The 22,197-nt window shown below is 60.2% G+C and carries 22 protein-coding genes; 15 read left to right on the forward strand and 7 right to left on the reverse strand.

Annotation, left to right across the window (positions count from 1 at the left end; translation table 11 throughout):
* Nucleotides 1-10 precede the first annotated feature (10 nt).
* The 10 genes from MK6180000_RS13540 (at nt 11) to MK6180000_RS13585 (ending at nt 11,612) form a co-directional block, all read left to right on the forward strand.
* The gene (locus MK6180000_RS13540; protein ID WP_138935210.1) at nt 11-667 is read left to right on the forward strand and encodes an OmpA family protein; all 657 of its coding nucleotides are present in this window, start codon (nt 11-13) and stop codon (nt 665-667) included.
* A 306-nt stretch (nt 668-973) separates the two neighbouring features.
* Nucleotides 974-2,209: a CpaE/TadZ family protein gene (locus MK6180000_RS13545; protein ID WP_138935211.1), complete on the forward strand. Its 1,236-nt coding sequence runs from the start codon at nt 974-976 to the stop codon at nt 2,207-2,209.
* A 27-nt stretch (nt 2,210-2,236) separates the two neighbouring features.
* Nucleotides 2,237-3,700, forward strand: coding sequence for a TadA family conjugal transfer-associated ATPase (locus MK6180000_RS13550; RefSeq protein ID WP_138935212.1), 1,464 nt, complete (start codon nt 2,237-2,239; stop codon nt 3,698-3,700).
* Between the two features lie 5 nt (nt 3,701-3,705).
* Nucleotides 3,706-4,674 (forward strand): type II secretion system F family protein, encoded by a 969-nt coding sequence (locus tag MK6180000_RS13555; RefSeq protein WP_138935213.1) that lies wholly within the window; start codon nt 3,706-3,708, stop codon nt 4,672-4,674.
* Between the two features lie 13 nt (nt 4,675-4,687).
* Complete coding sequence (locus MK6180000_RS13560) at nt 4,688-5,656, forward strand: type II secretion system F family protein (RefSeq protein ID WP_138935214.1); 969 nt, start codon at nt 4,688-4,690, stop codon at nt 5,654-5,656.
* 81 nt (nt 5,657-5,737) lie between these two features.
* Nucleotides 5,738-6,298 (forward strand): tetratricopeptide repeat protein, encoded by a 561-nt coding sequence (locus MK6180000_RS13565; RefSeq protein WP_138935215.1) that lies wholly within the window; start codon nt 5,738-5,740, stop codon nt 6,296-6,298.
* A 60-nt stretch (nt 6,299-6,358) separates the two neighbouring features.
* A complete protein-coding gene (locus MK6180000_RS13570; RefSeq protein WP_138935216.1) occupies nt 6,359-7,216 on the forward strand; it encodes a tetratricopeptide repeat protein in 858 nt (285 codons plus the stop codon).
* A 29-nt stretch (nt 7,217-7,245) separates the two neighbouring features.
* Nucleotides 7,246-7,740: a prepilin peptidase gene (locus tag MK6180000_RS13575; RefSeq protein WP_138935217.1), complete on the forward strand. Its 495-nt coding sequence runs from the start codon at nt 7,246-7,248 to the stop codon at nt 7,738-7,740.
* A 98-nt stretch (nt 7,741-7,838) separates the two neighbouring features.
* Entirely contained in the window at nt 7,839-9,155 is a 1,317-nt protein-coding gene (locus MK6180000_RS13580) for an ATPase (RefSeq protein WP_138935218.1), read from the forward strand.
* 45 nt (nt 9,156-9,200) lie between these two features.
* Nucleotides 9,201-11,612, forward strand: a complete 2,412-nt coding sequence (locus MK6180000_RS13585) for a ligase-associated DNA damage response DEXH box helicase (protein WP_138935219.1) — start codon at nt 9,201-9,203, stop codon at nt 11,610-11,612.
* Here MK6180000_RS13585 and MK6180000_RS13590 read toward each other — a convergent pair.
* Both MK6180000_RS13590 and MK6180000_RS13595 read right to left on the reverse strand, forming a co-directional pair.
* Nucleotides 11,600-12,010: a c-type cytochrome gene (locus MK6180000_RS13590; RefSeq protein WP_138935220.1), complete on the reverse strand. Its 411-nt coding sequence runs from the start codon at nt 12,008-12,010 to the stop codon at nt 11,600-11,602. The genes MK6180000_RS13585 and MK6180000_RS13590 overlap by 13 nt on opposite strands.
* 68 nt (nt 12,011-12,078) lie before the next feature.
* On the reverse strand, nt 12,079-13,662 hold the full coding sequence (locus MK6180000_RS13595) for a lysine--tRNA ligase (RefSeq protein ID WP_138935221.1): 1,584 nt from the start codon (nt 13,660-13,662) through the stop codon (nt 12,079-12,081).
* Between the two features lie 123 nt (nt 13,663-13,785).
* On the opposite strand from MK6180000_RS13595, the gene MK6180000_RS13600 reads away from it, so the two are divergent.
* Genes MK6180000_RS13600 through MK6180000_RS13610 form a run of 3 tightly spaced genes read left to right on the forward strand, consistent with a single transcriptional unit; the run spans nt 13,786 to nt 15,885 of the window.
* A complete protein-coding gene (locus MK6180000_RS13600) occupies nt 13,786-14,211 on the forward strand; it encodes a tellurite resistance TerB family protein (RefSeq protein ID WP_138935222.1) in 426 nt (141 codons plus the stop codon).
* A 27-nt stretch (nt 14,212-14,238) separates the two neighbouring features.
* Nucleotides 14,239-14,475 (forward strand): Lrp/AsnC ligand binding domain-containing protein, encoded by a 237-nt coding sequence (locus MK6180000_RS13605; protein ID WP_138935223.1) that lies wholly within the window; start codon nt 14,239-14,241, stop codon nt 14,473-14,475.
* Between the two features lie 3 nt (nt 14,476-14,478).
* Nucleotides 14,479-15,885, forward strand: a complete 1,407-nt coding sequence (locus MK6180000_RS13610; protein WP_138935224.1) for an FAD-binding oxidoreductase — start codon at nt 14,479-14,481, stop codon at nt 15,883-15,885.
* Nucleotides 15,886-15,935: 50 nt separating this feature from the next.
* On the opposite strand, the gene MK6180000_RS13615 is transcribed toward MK6180000_RS13610, so the two are convergent.
* The 3 genes from MK6180000_RS13615 to MK6180000_RS13625 form a co-directional block, all read right to left on the reverse strand.
* Nucleotides 15,936-16,760 carry a C40 family peptidase gene (locus tag MK6180000_RS13615; RefSeq protein ID WP_138935225.1) on the reverse strand — a complete coding sequence of 275 codons (825 nt, stop codon included), beginning with the start codon at nt 16,758-16,760 and terminating at the stop codon, nt 15,936-15,938.
* Nucleotides 16,757-18,157 carry a leucyl aminopeptidase family protein gene (locus tag MK6180000_RS13620; RefSeq protein WP_138935226.1) on the reverse strand — a complete coding sequence of 467 codons (1,401 nt, stop codon included), beginning with the start codon at nt 18,155-18,157 and terminating at the stop codon, nt 16,757-16,759. The genes MK6180000_RS13615 and MK6180000_RS13620 overlap by 4 nt, the downstream gene beginning before the upstream one ends.
* Before the next feature lie 87 nt (nt 18,158-18,244).
* Entirely contained in the window at nt 18,245-18,610 is a 366-nt protein-coding gene (locus tag MK6180000_RS13625) for a hypothetical protein (RefSeq protein WP_138936509.1), read from the reverse strand.
* 208 nt (nt 18,611-18,818) lie between these two features.
* Between MK6180000_RS13625 and MK6180000_RS13630 the strand changes: the two genes are divergently transcribed.
* Entirely contained in the window at nt 18,819-19,469 is a 651-nt protein-coding gene (locus MK6180000_RS13630) for a carbonic anhydrase (RefSeq protein WP_138935227.1), read from the forward strand.
* A gap of 104 nt (nt 19,470-19,573) precedes the next feature.
* Here the strand turns inward: MK6180000_RS13630 and ribD are convergent, their stop codons facing one another.
* The gene (ribD, locus tag MK6180000_RS13635) at nt 19,574-20,671 is read right to left on the reverse strand and encodes a bifunctional diaminohydroxyphosphoribosylaminopyrimidine deaminase/5-amino-6-(5-phosphoribosylamino)uracil reductase RibD (protein ID WP_342777723.1); all 1,098 of its coding nucleotides are present in this window, start codon (nt 20,669-20,671) and stop codon (nt 19,574-19,576) included.
* Nucleotides 20,668-21,150: a transcriptional regulator NrdR gene (nrdR, locus tag MK6180000_RS13640; protein WP_138935228.1), complete on the reverse strand. Its 483-nt coding sequence runs from the start codon at nt 21,148-21,150 to the stop codon at nt 20,668-20,670. Before nrdR ends, ribD begins: the two co-directional genes overlap by 4 nt.
* Before the next feature lie 186 nt (nt 21,151-21,336).
* Between nrdR and MK6180000_RS13645 the strand changes: the two genes are divergently transcribed.
* Nucleotides 21,337-22,011 carry an SDR family oxidoreductase gene (locus MK6180000_RS13645; RefSeq protein WP_138935229.1) on the forward strand — a complete coding sequence of 225 codons (675 nt, stop codon included), beginning with the start codon at nt 21,337-21,339 and terminating at the stop codon, nt 22,009-22,011.
* The last annotated feature ends 186 nt before the right edge of the window (nt 22,012-22,197 follow it).

The following is a 22,197-nucleotide window of genomic DNA, read 5'->3' on the forward strand; positions in this document are numbered from 1 at the left end:
AAACGGGACAATGAAAAAAGTTATTTCAATTCTACCGGTTCTCGCCTTGGCCGCCTGCGCTGGCGACCAGCAAGTCTATCGGTCCTATTTTACTGAGGCGGGTGCGCTGGTCGATGGCGGCAATTTCGGCAACGCCAACATGAATAACACGCAAATCATGACTGGCGAGCGGGACTATGTTGTCAATCTGTCCAACCGGTTCTCTAGCGAAGTTCTGACGACCGTCAATTTCGCCTTTAACTCAGATGTTCTAGATGCCGGCGCTCGCGACACTATCCGCAGGCAAGCTGCATGGATCCGCCAGTTTCCAGAGGTCAGGTTCAAGGTGTACGGCCACACCGATGCTGTCGGGTCGGCCGGATACAACAAGGCCCTTGGTCTGCGCCGTGCGCGCGCCGTCGTTGGTTTTCTATCCACTCAAGGCATTAGCACCGCGCGGCTGGAGGCCGTTGTTTCATTCGGTGAGGCGCAGCCGCTGATCGTGACGCAAGGCCAAGAACGACGCAATCGCCGCACGGTTACCGAGGTGTCGGGTTTCGTGCGGTCACATCCGATCATCATGGACGGCAAATATGCCCAAGTCATCTATCGCGAGTATATCGCCAGCGCTGTCCCAAAATCTACCATCGTGATGGCCCCAGAAGGCGGCGCGCTTGGCAAAGAATGACGTAAGGTTTCTCCCTGCCCGGCTTGCCGGGCTACCTCAAAAACCCGCCGCATCGCCGGTGGGTTTTTTTTGTGCTGTTTGACCGGTTTTTTAGCATGAAATTCGCCTCCTATTAGGCGCAAAATCGCACAATAACGATAATCCGGCCCCATTGTTGCCCAGATCTTCGGTGATCTTAACCTCAGTAAAATCCGATCTGTGCCAAACGTACAGACGGGATTCGGACATACGTATCGCTACGCCCAGCGCGCCCCGCCTTTCGTCGGCTCGCTGTGCAGGCGGTACGCAGAATAGGACGAGAACGCCATGAGCAGCGCGACCCAACAACCCGATTCAAGCCCGCTGGTCGCATGCACGATCAGCCGCGACGTAACAAATTTCGATCTGTTGATCGAAGATATGGAAACGGCAGTTGGCGAGGCGTGGGGCGATCTGGGCTTTCCCGAGTCGCTCGCCTTTCTTGGCCAGCTTGAGGCACGGTCACTCGAATTTGTCGCTATCGCCATAGACGAGGATGACGAGGATCATCTGGGCGTCATTGGCGAGATCATCACCCTTGCTGGCAACTTGGAGATCAAGGTCATCCTGATCGCCGATGACGTTAGCCCGTCGGCCCTGCACGCCCTCCTGCGCCAAGGTGCCGACGAATTTGTGCCCTACCCCCTCCCCGAGGGCGAGCTGTCAGCCGCGATCGAGCGTTTGCGCGCGCCGGTAGCCCCCGCCCCCGCCCCTGCCCCGACCGTTGCCGCACCCACTGCGACCGGAGAGGACGGGGTTATTTTAGGCATTCACGGCCTTGCAGGCGGCACAGGTGCAACCACCCTAGCGGTCAATCTCGCCTGGGAGCTGGCTAATTTGTCCAAGGAACATGCCCCTCGGGTGTGCATCATCGATTTGGGGCTTCAGTTCGGCTCGGTTTCGACCTACCTTGATCTGCCCCGCCGCGAGCCCGTGTTCGAGATGTGGTCCGATACCGAAACAATGGACGAAGACATCTTTAAGCAGGCACTGGTCAGCTATCAGGATCGCCTGTGGGTGCTGACTGCGCCGCCCGAAATGCTTCCGCTGGATATGCTCACGCCCGAGGATGTGACGCGTGTTCTGGATCAGGCCCGCAAACATTTCGATTATGTGATCGTCGACATGCCAACCACGCTGGTGCAGTGGACGGAAACAGTATTGTGCGCCTCGCAGATTTACTTTGTCACACTGGAAATGGACATGCGCTCGGCCCAGAACACGCTTCGCCTGAACCGCGCGCTCAAGACCGAGGATCTCCCGCTGGAGCGCTTGCGCTTTTGCATGAACCGCGCCCCCAAGTTCACCGACATGAGCGGCAAGAGCCGCATAAAACGAATGGCGGAAAGCCTGGAAATCAGCATCGAGTTGCAGCTGCCCGACGGCGGCAAGCCTGTCAGCCAAGGCGCGGATCACGGCCAGCCTTTAGCCACCTCGGCCCCTAAAAATCCCTTGCGCAAGGAGATCGCCAAACTGGCGAGCTCGATCCACGCGCTTGGCAAAAGTGACGCAGCGGCCGCCTGAGTGCGCCGCTAGAAAGGTAACGATCCGATGTTTTCACGTTATAAAAAAACTGATGCCGGGAAGGCCACCCCCGTCAAGGCCGCGAGCAGCGCGCCTGCCAAGCCCGCGCCCGTTGCCGCCAAAAACACGCCAGCCGCGCCGCCAAAACCGGCAAGCCTGCGTCGCCCCGGCCCTGTAGCCAAGGCTGATCTGGGCCCCCAAGACAAGGAACGCAAACGCAAGGACCGCCTGAGCGAGATCAAGCTGGACATGCACCGCGCCCTTTTGGACAATCTGAACTTGGGCGCGCTGGACACAGCGACCGAGCAGGATTTACGCGCAGAAATTGGCGCCATCACCGCTGAGGTACTGGAGGAACGTAGCATCGTTCTGAACCGTGAGGATCGCATGATCCTCACGCAGGAGCTTTATGACGAAGTTCGCGGCCTTGGTCCGCTTGAAACGCTGCTAAAGGACGACACGGTCAACGATATCCTGGTGAACGGCCCGCAACAGATCTTTATCGAGCGCGACGGCAAGCTGGAATTGAGCGACGTCACCTTCAAGGATGAAAAGCACCTCCTGCGCATCATCGACAAAATTGTAAGCGCCGTGGGCCGCCGCGTGGACGAAAGTAACCCTTACGTTGACGCCCGTCTTGCCGACGGATCGCGCTTTAACGCGATGGTTCCTCCCGTTGCTGTCGACGGCAGCCTCGTGTCTATTCGTAAGTTCAAAAAGGACAAGCTAGGCATCGACGATCTTGTCAATTTCGGCGCCTTTAGCGAAGAAATGGCCGCATATCTACAAGCCGCCGTCGCGTGCCGACTGAACATTATCGTGTCGGGCGGTACCGGTTCGGGTAAAACCACTACGCTAAATGCGCTGTCTTCTTTCATCGACAACGATGAGCGAATTCTGACCATCGAGGACACAGCCGAACTTCAGCTGCAACAGGTCCACGTTGGCCGAATGGAAAGCCGCCCGCCAAACGTCGAAGGCAAAGGTGAGGTTTCTCCGCGTGACTGCCTGAAAAACGCTCTACGGATGCGCCCCGACCGCATCATCGTCGGCGAGACGCGCGGCGAAGAGGTCATCGACATGCTGCAGGCTATGAACACCGGCCACGACGGATCGATGACCACAATCCACGCAAACAATCCGCGTGACGGGATCAGCCGCCTGGAAAACATGGTGGCGATGGCTGGTATCGAAATGCCGCTCAAGGCGGTGCGCAGCCAAATCGCGAGCGCCGTGCATTTGATCGTGCAGGCCAGTCGCCTTCAGGATGGTAGTCGCCGCATGACATCCATAACCGAAGTGACGGGAATGGAAGGCGAGGTAATCTCAATGCAGGAAGTGTTCCGCTTCCAACGTGTTGGCCTCACCCCCGAGAACAAGATCGTAGGCCACTTCACAGCTACCGGCGTGCGCTCCCACTTCTCCGAGCGGTTCCGCCTCTGGGGCTTCGATCTGCCTGCGTCCCTCTATGAACCCGTCAAGCCGGAGTAATTGTCATGACCCTCAGTGCAGAGCCTATCATCTATGGTCTGATCTTCTTCGGCGTTCTTGTGCTGGTCGAGGGCATCTATCTGACCGTGTTCGGCAAATCGATCAGCCTCAACAGCCGGGTCAATCGGCGCCTCGAAATGCTCGACAAGGGCGGGCGCCGCGAAGAAGTGATGGAGAAGCTGCGCAAGGAAATGCAGCAACATCTGCGTTCGCGCCGCTTCCCGCTTTACTCAATTCTGGCGACCAAGGCACAAAAGGCCGCGATCGCATTTTCGCCCAAGCAGCTGATGCTTTTGATGGTGGGGGTCTCGTTCTTGGCCTTTATCGGGCTGACCATCGGCACGGGCACATCGCTGCCGGTGCGCGCTGCGGTGTCTGTTGTTATGGGCGTAGGTGGCATTTTCATGTGGATTTCCATGAAGGCGAAAAAGCGCATGGGCCTGCTGGAAGAGCAACTGCCTGACGCGATTGAGCTGATGGTTCGCTCGCTCAAGGTGGGGCATCCATTCACTTCGGCCATTGCGATCGTCGCAAGCGAGGTCGGTGATCCGCTGGCCAGCGAGTTCGGCATGATCGCGGACGAGGCCGCTTATGGCCGCGACCTTGGCGAGGCGCTCAAGGAAATGGCCGAGCGGCTGGACATGCAGGATCTGCGCTTTCTCGCCGTGGCTGTGGCCATTCAGCAGCAATCAGGCGGTAATCTGGCCGAGATCCTCGCCGGTCTCGCCACGGTCATCCGCGCCCGGTTTCGCCTCTTCCGGCGGGTCAAGGCGATCACCGCCGAGGCGCAATGGTCGGGCAAGTTTCTGTCAGGTTTCCCGCTTATGGCGCTTGTCGGTATCCAGCTGCTTGATCCGAACTATTATGACAACGTGCTCGATCACCCTGCCTTCATCCCCGCGTGCCTCGTGGTGGGTGTGTTCCTGACGGTCAATCTGTTTGTCATGCGCGCCCTCGTGAACATCAAAGTCTGAAAAGGATCATTCCATGACCTTCCTCAATGACATCCTAACCGGCGCACTGGGGCCATTTGGCCCGATCATCGCGGTCGGCACGCTGGGCATTCTCTTGATCGCCCTGACGCTGATCCTGATGATGAACCGGCCCGAAGATCCGCTGGACAAGCTCAAGCGCTCGCAGCAAGAAAGCAAGACCGGCACGTCGCAGCAACAGCGTTTGCGCGGGTCCAAAAACGAAAAGCTGGATAAATACGCCGGGTTCCTAGAGCCGCAAGACGAAAAACAGCTAAGCGAAATGCGCAAGAAGCTGATGCAAGCCGGTTATCGTGACCGCGATGCGGTGCGCTATTTCCACTTTGCCCAGTTCGCGCTGGGTGTCGGTGGCCTGCTGCTGGGCGTCACTTACTACGTTCTATTCAAATCAAGTAGCGACATCGGCACGGCCAAGATCCTGATGTTCATCCTCGGCCCCGGCGGAGTGGGCTACATGGCACCCAAATACTGGGTAACAAAGCGCCAGCAGCAACGCCAAGAGGAGATTACAGACGGCTTTCCCGACAGTCTGGACATGATGCTGGTCTGCGTCGAGGCCGGGCAATCTCTGGACCAGTCGATCATCCGCGTGGCGAATGAAATCCGCCCCTCCTATCCTGCTATTGCCGAGGAATACCTGATCGTCAGTCAGCAAATTAAGGCCGGCCGCGACAAGGCGTCCGTCTTGAACGAGATGGCCGAGCGTTGCGGCGTCCAGGATATCTCTAGCTTCGTGACGGTTCTTGTCCAATCGCAAACCTTCGGTACGTCCATCGCGGATGCCTTGAGGGTGTATGCCGGCGAAATGCGCGACAAGCGTGTCATGCGTGCAGAGGAAAAGGCGAACAAGCTGCCGACAAAGATGACATTGGCAACCATGATGCTTACAGTACCCCCATTGCTGATCATTCTGGTTGGCCCTTCGATCGTCGGCATCATGGAACTGACGGCGTCGGCGCAGTAAATTTGGGCCGTTTTGTTCAAGGCCAGTAGATTCAAGGCAGCACAATTTGCACCAAGTGATTCAGGGCGAACGCGACCAGGCATGATACGAACGCGCGCCACTCTGTCTCTGGCCCTGATTGCGGCCGTCTTGGCTGCCTGCGCGGATACGCGCGGCAAGCCTGATGGCGCATTTGCCCCCGGCATCGCCAAAAACGGCACATCCGTTGATGCCGCGACAGTAGGCCACCGCCTGATCGAAGCGGGCGAATTTGAGCTGGCGATCAAGGCATTTTCCCGCGCCGCACTGGACGAGGGCATGACATCCGAAGTGCTCCTTGGCCTCGGCAGTGCCTATCTGGGCCTTGGCCGCGTCGGACAAGCCGAACAGCTTTTGCGCGATGCAATCGACAAGGACGAACGCTCGCCCGAGGCGTGGAATAACTTGGGCGTCACGCTAATGGAACAGGGCGAAATCGCCGAAGCCGAGCAGGTATTCCGCCGCGCTTATGCGCTGGATAATGGCGAAAGTGACTCAATCCGCGACAATCTTCGCTTGGCACTCGCAAAACAGGAAAATCAGGTCTATGCTGACACGCAAGATCAAGAGTATAAATTGGTGCGACGCGGTAGCAGCGACTACCTGATCCGGTCCATTCCCTGACCGGTCACCCCTCAAAAGGGCGCGTATCGAGATCGAGGCAAGGCAGTAAAGGACGCAAAAATGCGCCACCCCATCCTAGTATCGCTCTGCGCCGCAGGGGCATTTTTCCTGTCAGGTTGCGAGAAATCCAAGACAGAAGACGTTGACCGCAAGTTTCAAGGCGTCAATGTCGTCGACGAGTCGAACCTGAGCGACGTGATGCTGTCGGTCTCAGATGCGAACGAGGCCGTCGTCTATTTCCAGCGCAGCGTGGCCGAAAAACCGGACCGCATCGACCTGCAACGCGGCCTCGCCAAATCGCTGGTGCGGGCCAGCCGTGGAACCGAGGGCGTGTCAGCGTGGAAAAAAGTGGTCGATCACAAAGACGCCACTGACGAGGACCGCGTCGACCTAGCCGATGCGCTGATCCGCAATAACGAGTGGGACCGCGCCGAGGCCGCCCTCAATGCCGTGCCGCCGACCTATGAGACGTTCAAGCGCTACCGGCTGGAGGCAATGGTCGCCGACAGCAACAAGGACTGGAAGAAGGCCGACAGCTTTTACGAGACGGCAGTGGGCCTGACCACCCGCCCGGCTAACGTTATGAATAATTGGGGTTATTCCAAGCTAAGCCGCGGCGATTATGCCGATGCCGAGCGTCTGTTTTCCGACGCCATCCGTCAGGACACCACGCTCTTTACCGCCAAGAACAACCTGATTCTGGCGCGCGGGGCACAGGGCAATTACGCTCTGCCCGTTATGCCCACCAGCCAGACCGAACGCGCGCAGTTGCTTTATACGCTGGGCCTTTCGGCGATCAAAAAAGGCGATGTCGAGACGGGCAAGGGCCTGCTGCGCGACGCCGTCGAAACGCACCCCCAGCACTTTGAGGCGGCCGCACGCAGCCTGTCTGCGCTGGAAGGCACTGCCACCAATTAATTTAAGCCTGACGCCAAGGGGCGACGCGCATGTATATTTCAGCCTACGCCGCCATGTGGTTTTTGCCCTTCGTCCTGCCCATCTGCCTTTGGGTTGCCTGGAGCGATTTGCGCGACATGAAGATCCCGAACAAGGCCGTGATGGCTCTGGTTGCGGTTTATGTTGTCGTTGGCCTGCTTACCCTGCCCTTCGATATCTACGCATGGCGGTTCGTCCATCTGATAGTGGTGCTGGTCGCCGGGATCGCGTTGAATGCTCTTGGCGCGCTGGGGGCTGGCGATGCGAAATTCGCCGCCGCCGCCGCACCTTTTATTGCGATAGGGGATCTGGGGATGCTGCTGCTGATTCTTGCCGCCACCATGATTTTCGGCTTTGCCGTCCATCGCACCGCCAAACATACCGCGCTGCGCCGCCTTGCGCCCCACTGGGTCAGCTGGACGCGCGAGGGCAAGTACCCCATGGGCCTGTCGCTGGGCGGCGCGCTGGCGATCTATTTGGCACAAGGTGCGCTGGCCGGATCGTAGCGTGCCGCGCGCATGCCCATGCACGGTCACAATTTGCCCATGATCCAGCGGCATAAGCGGTAGAAGTTCCGAACTTCCACAGCCGAGGCCGCAATCCCATGAACATGCAAGTCACGCCCCGCGAAGGGGTGCAGCCGCCCCCGCCGCCCGTCACGATCCAGGACATGCGCCTAAGTGTGGTCATGATGCGTGACATCCTGCTGAAAACCATCTTTCGTAAGAACGTGGACATGGTTAGCGACATCGCCATCGCCATCTGCCTGCCCCGCACCGTGACCCAAGAGCTTGTGGACCTCGCGCGCGAGCAGCGCCTGATCGAGGCAACTGGCACGATGAGCGCGACACAAGGCAGCGAGATGGGCTACCAGTTGACCGATATGGGCAAGGCACGCGCACTGGATGCGCTGGCGCAGTCCGAATACTTCGGCCCGATGCCGGTCCCGTTGGCCGTGTATGCCGAACAGGTTCAGCGGCAGTCGATCCGTAAAATCCAGATCACGCGCGACCAGTTGACCGGCGCGATGGGCCATCTGGTCCTGCCGCCCAGCCTGCTGGACCAGCTAGGCCCCGCGGTCAGTGCGGGTCGGTCGATTTTGATGTATGGACCGCCCGGCAACGGTAAATCCAGTATTTCCAATGGCATACGCGACGCCATGGGTGACAAGATCTACGTGCCGATGGCCATCGAATACGCGGGGCAGGTCATCACGGTCTATGATCCCATCGTCCATTCCAAGGCCGAGGCCGAGACGGACGATCCAAACTCCCTGCGCCGTCGCCGCACGTTCGACGCGCGCTATGTCCGCTGCGAGCGGCCCACCGTGATCACAGGCGGCGAGCTGACATTGGACATGCTGGATTTGGTCTATAACCCAACCGCGCGCACCTATCAGGCGTCGTTGCAGCTGAAATCAACCGGCGGTATTTTCATCGTTGATGACCTTGGCCGACAAGCCGAGCCGCCCCAAAACCTCGTCAACCGCTGGATCGTCCCGCTAGAGGAATCTAAGGATATTCTCGCTTTGCAGTCGGGCGAGAAGTTCGAGGTGCCGTTCGATACGCTTGCGATATTCTCGACTAACTTTCACCCAAACAAGATATTTGACCAAGCCGCTCTGCGCCGGATTTTCTACAAGATCAAGATTGACGGACCCAGCCAGGCCGACTTCCTCAAAATCTTTGCCATGGTCGCGCGCAAGAAACAGATCGCCTTGAATGAGCCATCGTTGGTCCATCTGCTCAAGAAGAAGTATCCCGAGATCGACAACGTCTATGCGAACTATCAGCCCGTTTTCCTGATCGATCAGATGATCTCGATCTGTGAATTCGAGGGGATTCCTTACCAGATGACCCCCGATCTAATCGACCGTGCATGGGCCAACATGTTCGTCGAGGACAGCGAAATCGTGAATTGAGAGGCGGCTGGCTGCCCCCGGCAAAAAACGCCCTATATAGGCGGCATGACCGATCTGCCCCTCAAGTTTACCGACTGGTTCGCCGCGCGCGGCTGGTCGGTGCATCCCCACCAGCAGGAGATGCTGGAGCGTTCGCATGATCCGTCCCTGCTGCTGATCGCGCCTACCGGCGGCGGCAAGACGCTGGCGGGTTTTCTGCCAACTTTGGCCGAACTCAGCGAGGGTGGACACAAGGGTCTACACACTCTCTATATCTCGCCGCTAAAAGCGCTGGCGAGCGACATCCGCCGCAATCTGACGACCCCCGTAACCGAGATGTCACTGCCCATCCGCATTGAGGATCGCACTGGTGACACCTCGTACACGCAAAAACGCCGCCAGCGCGCGGACCCACCCGACATTCTGCTGACCACCCCCGAGAGCCTTGCTTTGTTGACCTCCTATGAGGACGCGCCGCGCATTTTCGCGGGTCTCCAACGCGTCGTGATCGACGAGATCCACGCACTAGCCGAAAGCAAGCGCGGCGATCAACTGATGCTGGCGCTTAGCCGTCTGCAAGCGCTGTGCCCGGGTCTGCGCCGCGTCGGCCTGTCGGCCACGGTTGAGGACCCCGCCGCCATCGCACGGTTTCTCGCGCGCCATCCGGACCCTTGCGAAATTATCATGGCAGACCCCGGACCGGAGCCTGACATCGAGATGCTGGAGGTGGCAGAGCCGCCCCCATGGGCGGGCGGCGGCGCGGCCTACTCGATCCCTGCCGTGCTGGAGCAGATCAAGGCGCACAATACGACGTTGATTTTCCACAACACCCGCGCGCAGGCCGAGATTTTCTTTCGCAATCTTTGGCTGGCGAATGACGGAAACCTCGCCATCGGCATCCATCACGGTAGCCTTGACCGCACACAGCGCCAGCGGGTCGAAGGCGCGATGCAGCGCGGCGAACTACGTGCGATTGTCTGTACCGGATCGCTTGATCTGGGCATCGACTGGGGCGATGTGGACCTTGTCATTCAGGTCGGCGCGCCGAAAAACGTCAAACGCTTGGTACAGCGTATTGGCCGTGCAAACCACCGCTACAACGCACCGTCAAAAGCGTTGTTGGTGCCGGCGAACCGTTTTGAGGTCGTCGAATGTGTGGCCGCGTTGCAGGCCGTCCGCGCGCGCGAGCTTGATGGCGATCCACGCGGCCCCGGGCCGCTGGACGTGCTCTGCCAGCACATCCTGATCGCCGCCTGCGCAAGGCCGTTCGACGCAGACGCCCTCTACAGCGAGGTCTGCGCCGCCGGCCCCTACGCCGCGCTAACCCGGGCCGAATTCGACGATTGCCTGGAATTCTGCGCGACTGGCGGCTACGCCCTGCGCGCCTACGATAAATGGCAGCGGCTGGTCCAGCGGGATGGCCTGTGGTGCCTGCGCGATCCGCGCGCCGCACAGATTATCCGCATGAATATCGGCACCATTCAGGACACCGACCTGCTGAAGGTAAAAATGCAGCGCGGCCGCGGCGGCAAGCCGTTGGGCGAGATTGAGGAATCATTCGCCGCCACCTTGACGCCCGGCGATACATTTTTGATGGGCGGGCAGGTCGTGCGCTACGAGGGCTTGCGCGAAATGACCGTCGAGGTTAGCCGCTCTAGCAACAAAAAGCCCAAGATTGCCACCTTTGGCGGTACAAAATTCGCCACCTCGACGCAGCTCAGCCAACGTATTCTGGATATGTTGGCACAGCCGGATTGGCCCGCCCTGCCCGCACACACTGCTGAATGGCTGCACCTTCAACGGCGTTTGTCGCAAATGCCGCAGTCCGGGCGATTGCTGATCGAGAGCTTTCCGCATGACGGGCGCGAACATGCCTGCATCTATGGCTTTGCGGGCCGCAATGCGCAGCAGACATTGGGCCTTTTGCTCAGCAAGCGGATGGAAGAGCTGGGACTAGACCCGCTAGGCTTTGTCTCGACCGATTACGCGACCCTTATCTGGGGGCTTGAACCCCTGATGAACGCAGAACCTCTTTTCGACCCCAAAGCATTGCGCGAGGGCCTGGACGTTTGGCTGACGGGCAATGCGGTGATGAAGCGGACGTTCCGCGCGTCCGCCACCATTGCCGGGCTGATCCAGCGCAACCTGCCGCAGGCGCGCAAATCGGGACGGCAGGCAACTTTTTCGTCCGATATTCTTTATGATACGTTGGTCAAATACGACCCGGATCACCTGCTGCTGCGCATCACGCGCACCGAGGCGATGCGCGGTCTTGTCGATTTTGGCCGGATCGAGGAAATGATTGCGCGCATCGACGGCCGGATTGATCTGGTTCGCTTGCCCCGCGTCACTCCGCTGGCCGCCCCACTATTTCTCGAGGCAGGGCGCACGCCCATCGGCGGTGCGGGCGAAGAGCGCCTACTTGCCGAAGAGGCTGCGCGCTTGATGCAGGAGGCCGGCCTCGCTCAGCCTTCCTGAATGCTCTCCAGATAGCTCAGCAGCGCGGCCAGTGGGCGCGGCACCGGCGTCATCACGCCGTCGCCAGTATCGACCGGCACCGTATCTCCGGTCAGAAGCGCGCCGAATTCAGGCATCTGCTGGCTCGGCAACTGCGCGCGGTGATATCCGTCGATGGTCGACAGCACCCTTACGCGGGGAAACGTGCCGCCCATCGCCAGCTGCGTCAAACCGGATGGCGCGGGGCTCATCCCTTTGGCAAATTTTCCATCGCCTTTGCCAGCGGGGCCGTGACATCCCGCACAATTCTGGAGATATAGCTGCCGCCCCTCGCCCGCCTCGGGCATCGACTTCGCCTCCATGCACGCCGCCAGAACGCCCAGCGCCATCAGACCGCCCACCAAACCTGTATAATTCATCGCGCGCCTCCACTTTTGCACTCAGAATGGCCGCGTAGAAATGCAGCCGCATTGATCCAGCGCAAGTTTCAGTCAGCGTTGACGAACTTTCCGGCGAGCGCGTCGTCGATCAGTTGCACAGTCTCGTCCACTCCATAAAGCGCGATGAACCCGCCGAAACGCGGCCCTTGGGATGCGCCCAGCAGCACCTCGTAAAGCGCTTTGAACCAGTCGCGCAGCGGATCAAAGCGGTCGCGGCCCACGCCGTACACTACAGATTGCAACGCCTCATCGTCGCGGGGTCCGTCATACTGCGCCAGTTGCTCGCGCAATTCCTCTAGCGCTTCCCGCTCCATCTCGGTCGCGGCGCGGTAGACCTTGGCTGGTTTCACGAAATCGGTGTAATAGCGCAGCGCATGGCCGACAGCCTGGTCCATATCGGGGTTCGTCTCGGCGCTCGCCTCCGGCGCGTAGCGCTGGATAAAGCCCCATAGCTGGCCCTTCTCCTCGGCGCCCGCGACGGATGCTAGGTTCAGCAGCATCGAGAAGGGCACGACCATCCGGCTCGTCGGCACGCCGTCCGGGTGGATGTGGAACACCGGGTTGTTAACCCGCGCCGCTGCATCCTGCCCGGCATAAGCGCGCAGTTGCTGGTGATACTCGTCCACGGCCTTGGGGATGACGTCAAAATGCATCCTCTTGGCCGTTTTAGGCTTGGCATACATAAAATAGCTGAGGCTTTCGGTCGAGGCGTAGGTAAGCCATTCGTCGATGCTGATGCCATTGCCAGAGGACTTGGAAATCTTCTGGCCATTTTCATCAAGGAACAGCTCATAGCTGAAATGCTCGGGCTTACGCCCGCCCAAGATCTCGCAGATGCGGTCATAGATCGGTGTATTGGTCGCGTGTTCCTTGCCGTACATTTCGAAATCAACGTCAAGCGCCGCCCAGCGCGCGCCAAAGTCAGGCTTCCATTGCAGCTTCACATGGCCGCCCGTCACCGGAAGCGTCCATTCACGGCCATCCTCGTCGTCAAAGGTCACGGTGTGGTTAACTGCATCCACGTTCTTCATAGGCACATACAGAACCCGGCCCGTTTCGGGGTGGATGGGCAGAAAGATCGAATAAGTCTGTTGCCGCTCGTCGCGGAGCGACTTCAGCATGACTTTCATCACTTCGTCATAGCGCTCGGCGGCCCGCTTTAGCACCTCGTCGAACTGCCCCGAGGCATAGAATTCGCGCGCAGAGTAGAATTCGTATTCAAACCCGAAGGTGTCGAGAAACCGGCGCAGCATCGCATTGTTGTGATGGCCAAAGCTCTCATGCGTGCCAAATGGGTCGGGCACGCTGGTGAGGGGCTTGTGCATATGCTCGGCCAGCATTTCCTGCTGGGGCACATTACCGGGAATTTTGCGCATCCCGTCCAGATCGTCGGAAAAGCAGATCATCCGCGTCGGAATGTCGCTGATCACCTCAAACGCGCGGCGGATCATCGTAGTGCGCAGCACCTCGCCAAAGGTGCCGATATGTGGCAGGCCTGAGGGGCCATAACCCGTCTCAAACAGCACATGGCCCTTTTCGGGCGCACCATTTTCATACCGTTTGACCAAACGGCGCGCTTCTTCGAATGGCCAGGCCTTTGAGGTCATCGCAGCATCGCGCAGATCGGACATTATGCTCTCCAGAAGTGTTGCCCGCGCGGGGATGCGCGCAAGGGTCCGCCGCTTCCTATTGCCGAGGGGCGCGAAGGTCAATAATCTGCACCCGACGACCCCGTTTTGAAAAGGATCGAAAACATGGCCGATGCAGGCACCCACCCGCTGAGCGCGCAGGATTGTCTGGTGGCCGTGATGATCGCCGTCTCGGCGTCGGATGAGCAGATCAGCACAGCCGAACTGGTCAAGATTGAGAGCGCCGTAAACAATCTACCGGTGTTCGGCAATTACGACGTGGATCGCATCAATATCATCGCGCAGACGGTGTTTGATTTGTTCACCGACGAGGACGGTCTGGACGCACTCTTTGGCCTAATCCGCGACAGCCTGCCCACGCGCCTTTTTGAGACCGCCTATGCGCTGGCATGCGACGTCGCTGCTGCCGACGGCGTTCTTGGGGACGGCGAGATGCGCCTGCTCGAAGAGATCCGCTATGAGCTGGATATAGACCGTCTGCACGCAGCCGCGATTGAGCGCGGCTCGCGGGCGCGCCACGCACGCCTCTGACTGGCCCAAAAACCCAAGGATACCTATATGCGCTGCGTCTTCATTAATATCCGCTGCAAGCCCGGCACCTCCTACAAGGTGGCCGAGGATATCGCCCTGCGCGAGTTCCATTCGGAGCTGTACTCAACCTCTGGACCATTTGATTTGCTGCTAAAGCTGTACATTCCTGATGCTGAGGATGTGGGCAAGTTCATCAATGAGAACCTGCTGCAAATTCCGCATATTGAGCGGACCGAGACGACCCTCACGTTCAAGGCGTTCTAGAGCATGCTGGACAAAATTCGCGATATCATCGGCGCGGCGAATGTCCTGACCGGGGCCGATATGGCGGGGTACGATGCCGATTGGTCGGGCCACAAGCGCGGCACGCCGCTGGCAGTGCTGCGCCCTGGATCTGCGCAGGAAATATCGCAGATCGTGAAGCTGGCGAACGAGACAGGTACGGCAATTGTGCCGCAGGCCGGCAATACCGGGCTGACGGATGCCACAGAGGCAGGCGGCGCACTGCTGCTGTCAGTCGCAAGGCTGAACAAGATCCGCGAAGTGCGCGCCTCAGGCCGCATCGCCATCGTCGAGGCAGGCGTGATCTTGGCCAGCATCCATGATGCAGTGGCCGAACATGGCCTGATTTTCCCGCTGTTTTTCGGCGCGCGCGGATCGGCGATGATCGGCGGCGCGCTGTCGACGAATGCCGGTGGATCGAACGTCTTGCGCTATGGGAACACGCGCGATCTGTGTCTGGGGATCGAGGCGGTGATGCCAAATGGCGATATCGTCGATCTGATGCGCCAACTCCACAAGGACAATTCCGGCTATGACCTGCGCCACCTTTTGATTGGGGCCGAAGGGACGCTCGGCATTATCACCGCCGCCGTGATAAAGCTGCACCCTGCCCCGCTCGCCAATGCCACAGCCATGGTTGCCGTGCGGTCGGTGACGGACGCGCTGGACCTGCTGAACCGTCTGCAACAAGAAACAGGCGGCGCGGTGCAAGCGTTCGAGTACATGCCCCGTGCGTATATGGAGACATATCTGGAGCTATCGCCACAGCACCGCGAGCCGTTTGAGGACTGCTACGACGTGAACATTCTGGTCGAAGTCGGCGCGATCGCCCCGCGCGATGCCGAACCGGGCGACGATGGCCAGATCCCCATCGCCGCACATCTAGAGACAGTGCTGGGCGCGCTTTTCGAGGAAGGCGCGATACTGGATGCCGTCGTCGCCCAGAACGAGGCGCAACGCCGCGAAATGTGGGCAAGGCGCGAGGCTGCAGCAGAGGTCATCACCCTGCACGAGCCATATGCGGACCGCGATATTGCCGTACCCGTTGACCGGATGCAGCAGTTTCTGGACGATGTCGCAGCGATCATCGCCCGCCTTGATCCCGGCGCGGCCGATGTATCGGTCGCCCATCTGGGCGATGGCAATCTGCATCTGGGCGTATTCCCCACCCGGCCAGACGATGGGTTGTGCAAGCAGATTGGCGACGCGGTCGAGGATGCGGCACTCGCCCTCGGCGGCAGCTTCTCGGCGGAACATGGGATCGGGCTAAGCAAGCGCGCCAGCATGGGACGGTACAAGGATCCCGCCGCGCTGGCCGCAATGCGCGCGATCAAAGCAGCGCTGGATCCGAATGGCATCATGAATCCCGGTAAGGTTCTTCCAGACGTCTAATTAACTAATTTAAGATCCTTCGGACTGGTTCAGAGCACTGGTAGGGCGTGCTATCGAAGCCGCTTCCGCACGGTGATAGGGCCGCCGCCCGCTGCGTCGATGCGCGCCACTGCAGCCTCCAACCCCTCGATTGCGACGCTCATCGAATGGGCATTCGCGTGCAGAATGTGGCCTGCGTCCAACACCCACGCAACATGACCACGCCAGAAAATCAGGTCTCCGCGCTGCGCAGCCTGCCCGCTGTTCAGCGGATCGCCTAGTGCCGCCTCTTGCAGGTCGCTATCGCCGGGGCAGTCGATTCCGCAGGCGCGGCAGCCAGCCTGAACCAGGCCGGAGCAATCTATACCGTACGCCGAATTGCCACCCCAGAGGTAGGGCGTGCCGAGGTAGATCTCTGCGGCGGCCACGGGATCTGAACCATGCATCGGCAGCGGGCTGAGGTGCTGCGCCGGTATATGGCCAAGCGGCGTTTCGGCCCAGGTGCCGGTGTGGGATGTGACTTGAACGCGTGACAGATGGCTGAGCGGCAGACGTTCGGGCGACTTCAGATCTGCGCGGGTGTAGGCGTGACTGGCGCGGACGTGGACCCAATGGGTCGGCTGCGGCGCCTCATTGATTGCGCCCTCTGGCAGATAACCCACGTAGCCGTCTTCGGCCTGCACGAACGCCCATCCTGCGTATAGTTCAAAACAGGTGACAGGCGCACCCATCAGCAACTGGCGCGTCCGCGCGCCGCCCGGGGTGCGCGACAAATCTGCAACTGGCGAGCAAACCCGCCGCGCAGACCCTGCGGTAAACTTCGCGTGCTGCATCTGCCCGCGCAGCACCGCCGAGGCAACGCGGTCGTTTGCGGGTGTCAGGCGGGGATCGCTCATATGCCCAGCGCGTCCGGCAGTGCGGCCAGAAGTGCGCGCGCGCCCATGCCGACGCCGCCCTTGGGGCGGGCTGGTGCAGCAGCAGGGTTCCAGCCGTAGATATCGAAATGGGCATAACGCACATCCCCGGCAAAGCGGCGCAGGAACAGCGCGGCGGTGATTGATCCGGCAAAGCCGCCCGATGGTGCGTTGTCCAGATCGGCGATCCCCGGCTCTATCATGGCCTCGTAGGGGGCGTGAAATGGCATCCGCCAAACGGGGTCCGACGCAGTCGCCGCTCCGGCCTCAATAGCGGCCACAAGCGCGGCATCATCGGCGTAATATGGTGCAAGGTCCGGGCCGACAGCAACGCGCGCAGCCCCCGTTAGCGTCGCCATAGAAATCATCAGATCGGGCGTCCCCTCAGCCCCGAGTGCCAGCGCATCAGCCAGCACAAGGCGCCCCTCGGCATCGGTATTGTTGATCTCTATCGTTTTACCATTTCGCGCGGTCAGGATGTCGCCGGGCCGCATCGCATTAGCACTGACGGAGTTTTCAACCGCCGGGATCAGCACGCGCAAACGCACCGGCAGATTTAGCGCCATAATCATATGCGCAAGGCCCAGCACGGTCGCGGCGCCCCCCATGTCCTTTTTCATAAGGCCCATGCTGGAGCCAGGTTTGAGGTTCAGCCCCCCGGTGTCAAAACACACGCCCTTGCCGACAAGCGTGACCTGCGGACCACTGCCGCCCCACGCCATGTCGATCAATCGCGGCGCCCGATCCGAGGCGCGTCCGACCGCATGGATCAGCGGCAGGTTCGCCTCCAAAAGGTCCTTGCCGAGGGTCACGTTCATTTCCGCGCCATGTTTCGCAGCCAGATCGGCACAGGCCGTCTCAAGCGCGTCTGGCCCCATGTCATTGGCAGGCGTGTTGATCAGATCACGGGTCAGCGCCTCGCCGGCTGCAATCACCTCTAGCCGGTTGGCATCTAGGCCGTCCGGCGCGACCAGTCTCGCCTTGGCGCCGCTGGCCTCGTGATAGCGGTTGAAGGCATAACCTGAAAGCAACCATCCCAGTGCCTCCTCCTCCTGCCGGGCGGCATCAAGACCTGTCAGGCGATATCCCCCCTCAGGCAGCGCGGCGGCGACGGTGGCCAGATGAAACCGCCCGCGCGTGCGCGCCGCAGCGGTGCCGTACCCGGCCAGCGCCATGACAGGCGCGCCATCATCGCCAGGCACCAGCAGGCTAGCCCCCAGCGCCGCCTTGAACCTGTTTGATGCGATCCAGCGGCGGGTCTGTTCAGACTGGCCCACGCACCATGCCTCTAGCGCGTCCGCCTCAATCACATGAAGCGGGATAGCATCGGCGGCATCATCGGCAAATACGAGGCAGGTGGAAGAATGTTCAGACGTCATAGGGTCGCGACCTTTCTGGATCGGGCAGGCGCGGCGGGCGCACCGCGTTTGCGCCAGCCTAGCCACCCTACCGTCGCCCGCAAGGGATCAAATCGACAGATCCTGCATCTCCCACACTTCGCTAAGGCTGGAATCGCCAATCCGCAAAAGGCGCGAAAGCGTCGCGGCCACGGCCACCATATCTTGGCTATCGACACAAACTGTCACGTCGGCGGCGACGCGTGCCAGCAATTGCATTCCTATCTGATCGGCAATCGCAACCAGACTGCGCGCGGATTTGCGCATGTCGGCCAGCCGCCCCTCACGGTGGCACCGCTCCGTGTGCGACAGGCGCAGGGCCAACTCCTCCAGCGCGCGGCATACAACGTCCTCGGCGCTAGCCTCGCCCAACTGCGCGAATAACTCCTCTAGGCGTCCTGCATTCAGCCGAACCGCCTCCTTTTGTTTTAACATTGTCACTTGTTCCACGGCTCACCCCGAATTCACTATACTTCAGTTCGGACCGCCCCACAGCGCATCCGTCCTCGCGAACTTGCCAGCCCAACCTTCCCAAAAGGTTTCGCCGAGTCTCAAAAGGGCTGTCCTCACGCAATTTCTATGTCGAATTAGCCGCGAATACCGTCTATTCGTCATTCGACTCTCCTGTCGTAAAGGCCACACAATGCAGCACGCGCGCCCCCTGCCCCCCTACCTGATCCAACGTTATCACGGCTGGAAGGCGACATCGTACACCGAGAATGAGAGCTGGTATCGCACGCTGGCCCAAGAGGGACAGCATCCACGTGCCATGCTGATTTCCTGCTGCGACAGCCGGGTACATGTCACGTCGATATTTGGCGCGGATCAGGGCGAATTTTTCATCCACCGCAATATCGCCAACCTCGTGCCGCCCTACACCGCGGATGGCGGCCAGCACGGCACATCAGCGGCGCTGGAATACGCTGTCTGCGAGTTACGCGTGGCGCATGTGATCATCATGGGCCATTCCAGCTGCGGCGGCATCAAAGGCTGCGACGAAATGTGCTCGGGCCGCTCACCGGGGATGGACGAGCCCAACAGCTTTGTCGGGCGCTGGATGGATATTTTGCGTCCCGGCCATGCCCGCGTCGCCCATATCGAACACGACGAGGCCCGTACGCGCGCACTGGAAAAAGAGGCCGTGCTAGTATCGCTAGAGAACCTGAGCAGCTTTCCTTTTGTCACGGCGGCGATGGAGAAGGGCACGCTGACGCTGCATGGTGTCTGGCTGGATATTGGTGAGGGCCGGGTCGAGCAATATAGCGCAGCAACCAAGCAATTCGCCCCGATCTGAACGCCTCCTCCAACAGGATATCGGAATTCGGAACCGCAGCAGATGACGATACGATCGCGAGCCTAAACTTATACTCCATAACCTTTGATGCAGTGCGGCTTTGCTTAGGCGCGGCGCCAAAGCGACAGCACGTCGCCGCCGACTGGGCGCACTTCGTCCAAGGCAAAGCGCGGCGCTGCCCTTAGCATATCGATGCCAAGCGCGCCGATGCCCGATGTTGCATCCCCACCCAGCGCCAACCCGGCGGTAAAAACTGCCAGCTGGTCGACCAATCTCGCGCGCAGAAGTGAGGCAGCCAGCGCACCCCCTCCCTCGCAAAAAATGCGCGTCAGGCCGGCTTTGCCCAGCGCTTGCAGTGCAGCGGCCATGTCCAGCCCGCCTGCATCCTCAGGGCAATTGATCGTCCGCGCCCCAAGCTCCTGCCATGTCTTGATGGTCGCCTCTTCGGCGGTCGGGCCATGGATCAGCCAAAGGGGGACCTCGGCGGCGCTCGTCGCGAGGCGCGAGGCTAGCGGCACATCCAGTCCGCGCGAGACGACCACACGAACCGGCTGGTTGACCGCCCCCATCCCGCGCACGTCTAACATTGGATCGTCTGCGCGCGCGGTGCCTGCGCCGATCATCACCGCATCATGGCGCGCGCGCATCGCATGGACGGCGCGCCGTGCATCAGGGCCGGTGATCCAGCGCGACTGGCCGCTGGCCGTTGCAATCCGCCCGTCAAACGACGTGGCGAGCTTTAGCAGTAGCTCCGGACGGCCCTGGGTGATGCGGCTGAAAAAGCCAGCCAGATCGCGCGCGCCCTCGGCCTGCATCACGCCCGTCTGCACGTCGATGCCTGCCGCCTGCAAAATCGCGACACCCCGCCCGGCCACGCGGGTATCGGGGTCACCGCAGGCAATAACGACGCGGGCAATCTGCGCCTCCACCAAAGCGGTGGCGCAGGGCGGTGTTTGGCCGTGATGCGCACAAGGCTCCAGCGTGACGTACGCGGTGGCGCCGCGCGCCGCTGCGCCTGCTTGCGCAAGCGCCTGCGCCTCGGCGTGTGGCCGCCCGCCCGGCTGTGTCCAGCCACGCCCGACGACCCGATCACCCGCGACAATGACGCAGCCGACCGCCGGATTGGGCCATGTGTTGCCCTGCCCCCGGCGGCCCAGAACCAATGCTGCGCGCATGTGGCGCGTATCGGTGGCCTCTGTCACGTTTCGGGCTTCTCGGCTCCGGTCATGGTCTCGGGCCGCAGTTCGCTGACAAACTTGTCAAAATCGTCCGCCGCCTGAAAGTTCTTGTAAACACTAGCGAAACGCACATATGCGACCGTGTCGATACGCGCGAGGCTTTCCATCACAATTTCGCCTACAGTCTTTGAGGGGATGTCGGTGTCGCCCATGCTCTCCAACCTGCGCACGATGCCCGAGATCATTTGCTCAATGCGTTCCGGCTCAACCGGGCGTTTCTGCAAGGCGATACGGATCGACCGTTCCAGCTTGTCCCGGTCAAAATCCTCGCGGCGCCCATTGGTTTTGACCACAACCAGATCACGCAGTTGAACGCGCTCATAAGTGGTAAAGCGGCCACCGCAGCCCGGACAGAACCGGCGCCGCCGGATCGACACGTGCTCCTCGGCGGGGCGTGAATCTTTGACCTGAGTTTCTATATTTCCGCAAAACGGGCAGCGCATTGGCGTGTCCCTTTCTCTGTCTCTGCCTCTTGGGATTGGGTCTGACGCCCACTTATCCACAGGCACTATAGGTCAGCCGCAAGGTTTTGGGTAGAGGCGAAATCACGACCCCACATACAGACGACGGACCTTTTTGCACCAGGCACGCGTTGGCCTTTAGAATTACTAAAAAATGGAGTTTAAGACATGCAGAGCAAGGTATTGTTTATCACGGGCGCATCATCGGGCATTGGCGCACAGACTGCACGGGACGCGGCGCAGGCCGGTTGGAAAGTGGCCCTATTCGCCCGCAGCGAGGATAAACTGGTCGCCCTTGCAGAAGAGATTGGAAGCAACGCGTTCGCCGTGCCTGGGGACGTCACGGATTTAGCCGCACTTCAGGAAGCGATTGCCAAGACGGTGCAACAGTTCGGTTCGGTTGATGCTGTTTTCGCTAATGCTGGTACGGGATTGGACACGCCCGGTATCGAGAACGGCGACCCTGACGAATGGCGCAAACTGGTAGACATCAACATCATGGGCGTTTTGCTGACGATCAAAGCGGCCTATGCGGAGCTAAAGAAAGCCAAGGGCCACCTTGTTTTGACCGGATCGGTTGCAGGACGCGTGCACATTCCTGCTTCGATTTATGGCGCCTCGAAATGGTTTGTCCACGGCCTTGCAGGAAATATGACGCCGGATATGCGCGAATGGGGAGGGCGCTGCACCGTCATCGCGCCGGGCATGGTCGATACTCCATTCTTTGAAGAAGCAAAGCCTGACAAGCTGAAGCCCGAAAACATCGCGAACGCAGTGGTCTATGCTTTGGACCAGCCTCAGCATGCGAATGTGCAGGAAATAGTGATTATGCCGACTGGCTGAACTACCGCATAAATAAGGCTGGCGGGCTGTTATGCGCGCCAGTCAACTCCGATGTTCTAGCTGCTACTACGCCAGCGCGTTTTTAGGCAGGAAGGATAAGGATGCAAGTGAATCAGGAGTTTCGCCGATGTAATTCACCACGTCGATTTAGTGGAGACACAAGCTACTCTAGCTCTCAATGCGGAA

The sequence above is a fragment of the Roseovarius arcticus genome (assembly GCF_006125015.1).
GTDB lineage: Bacteria > Pseudomonadota > Alphaproteobacteria > Rhodobacterales > Rhodobacteraceae > Roseovarius > Roseovarius arcticus.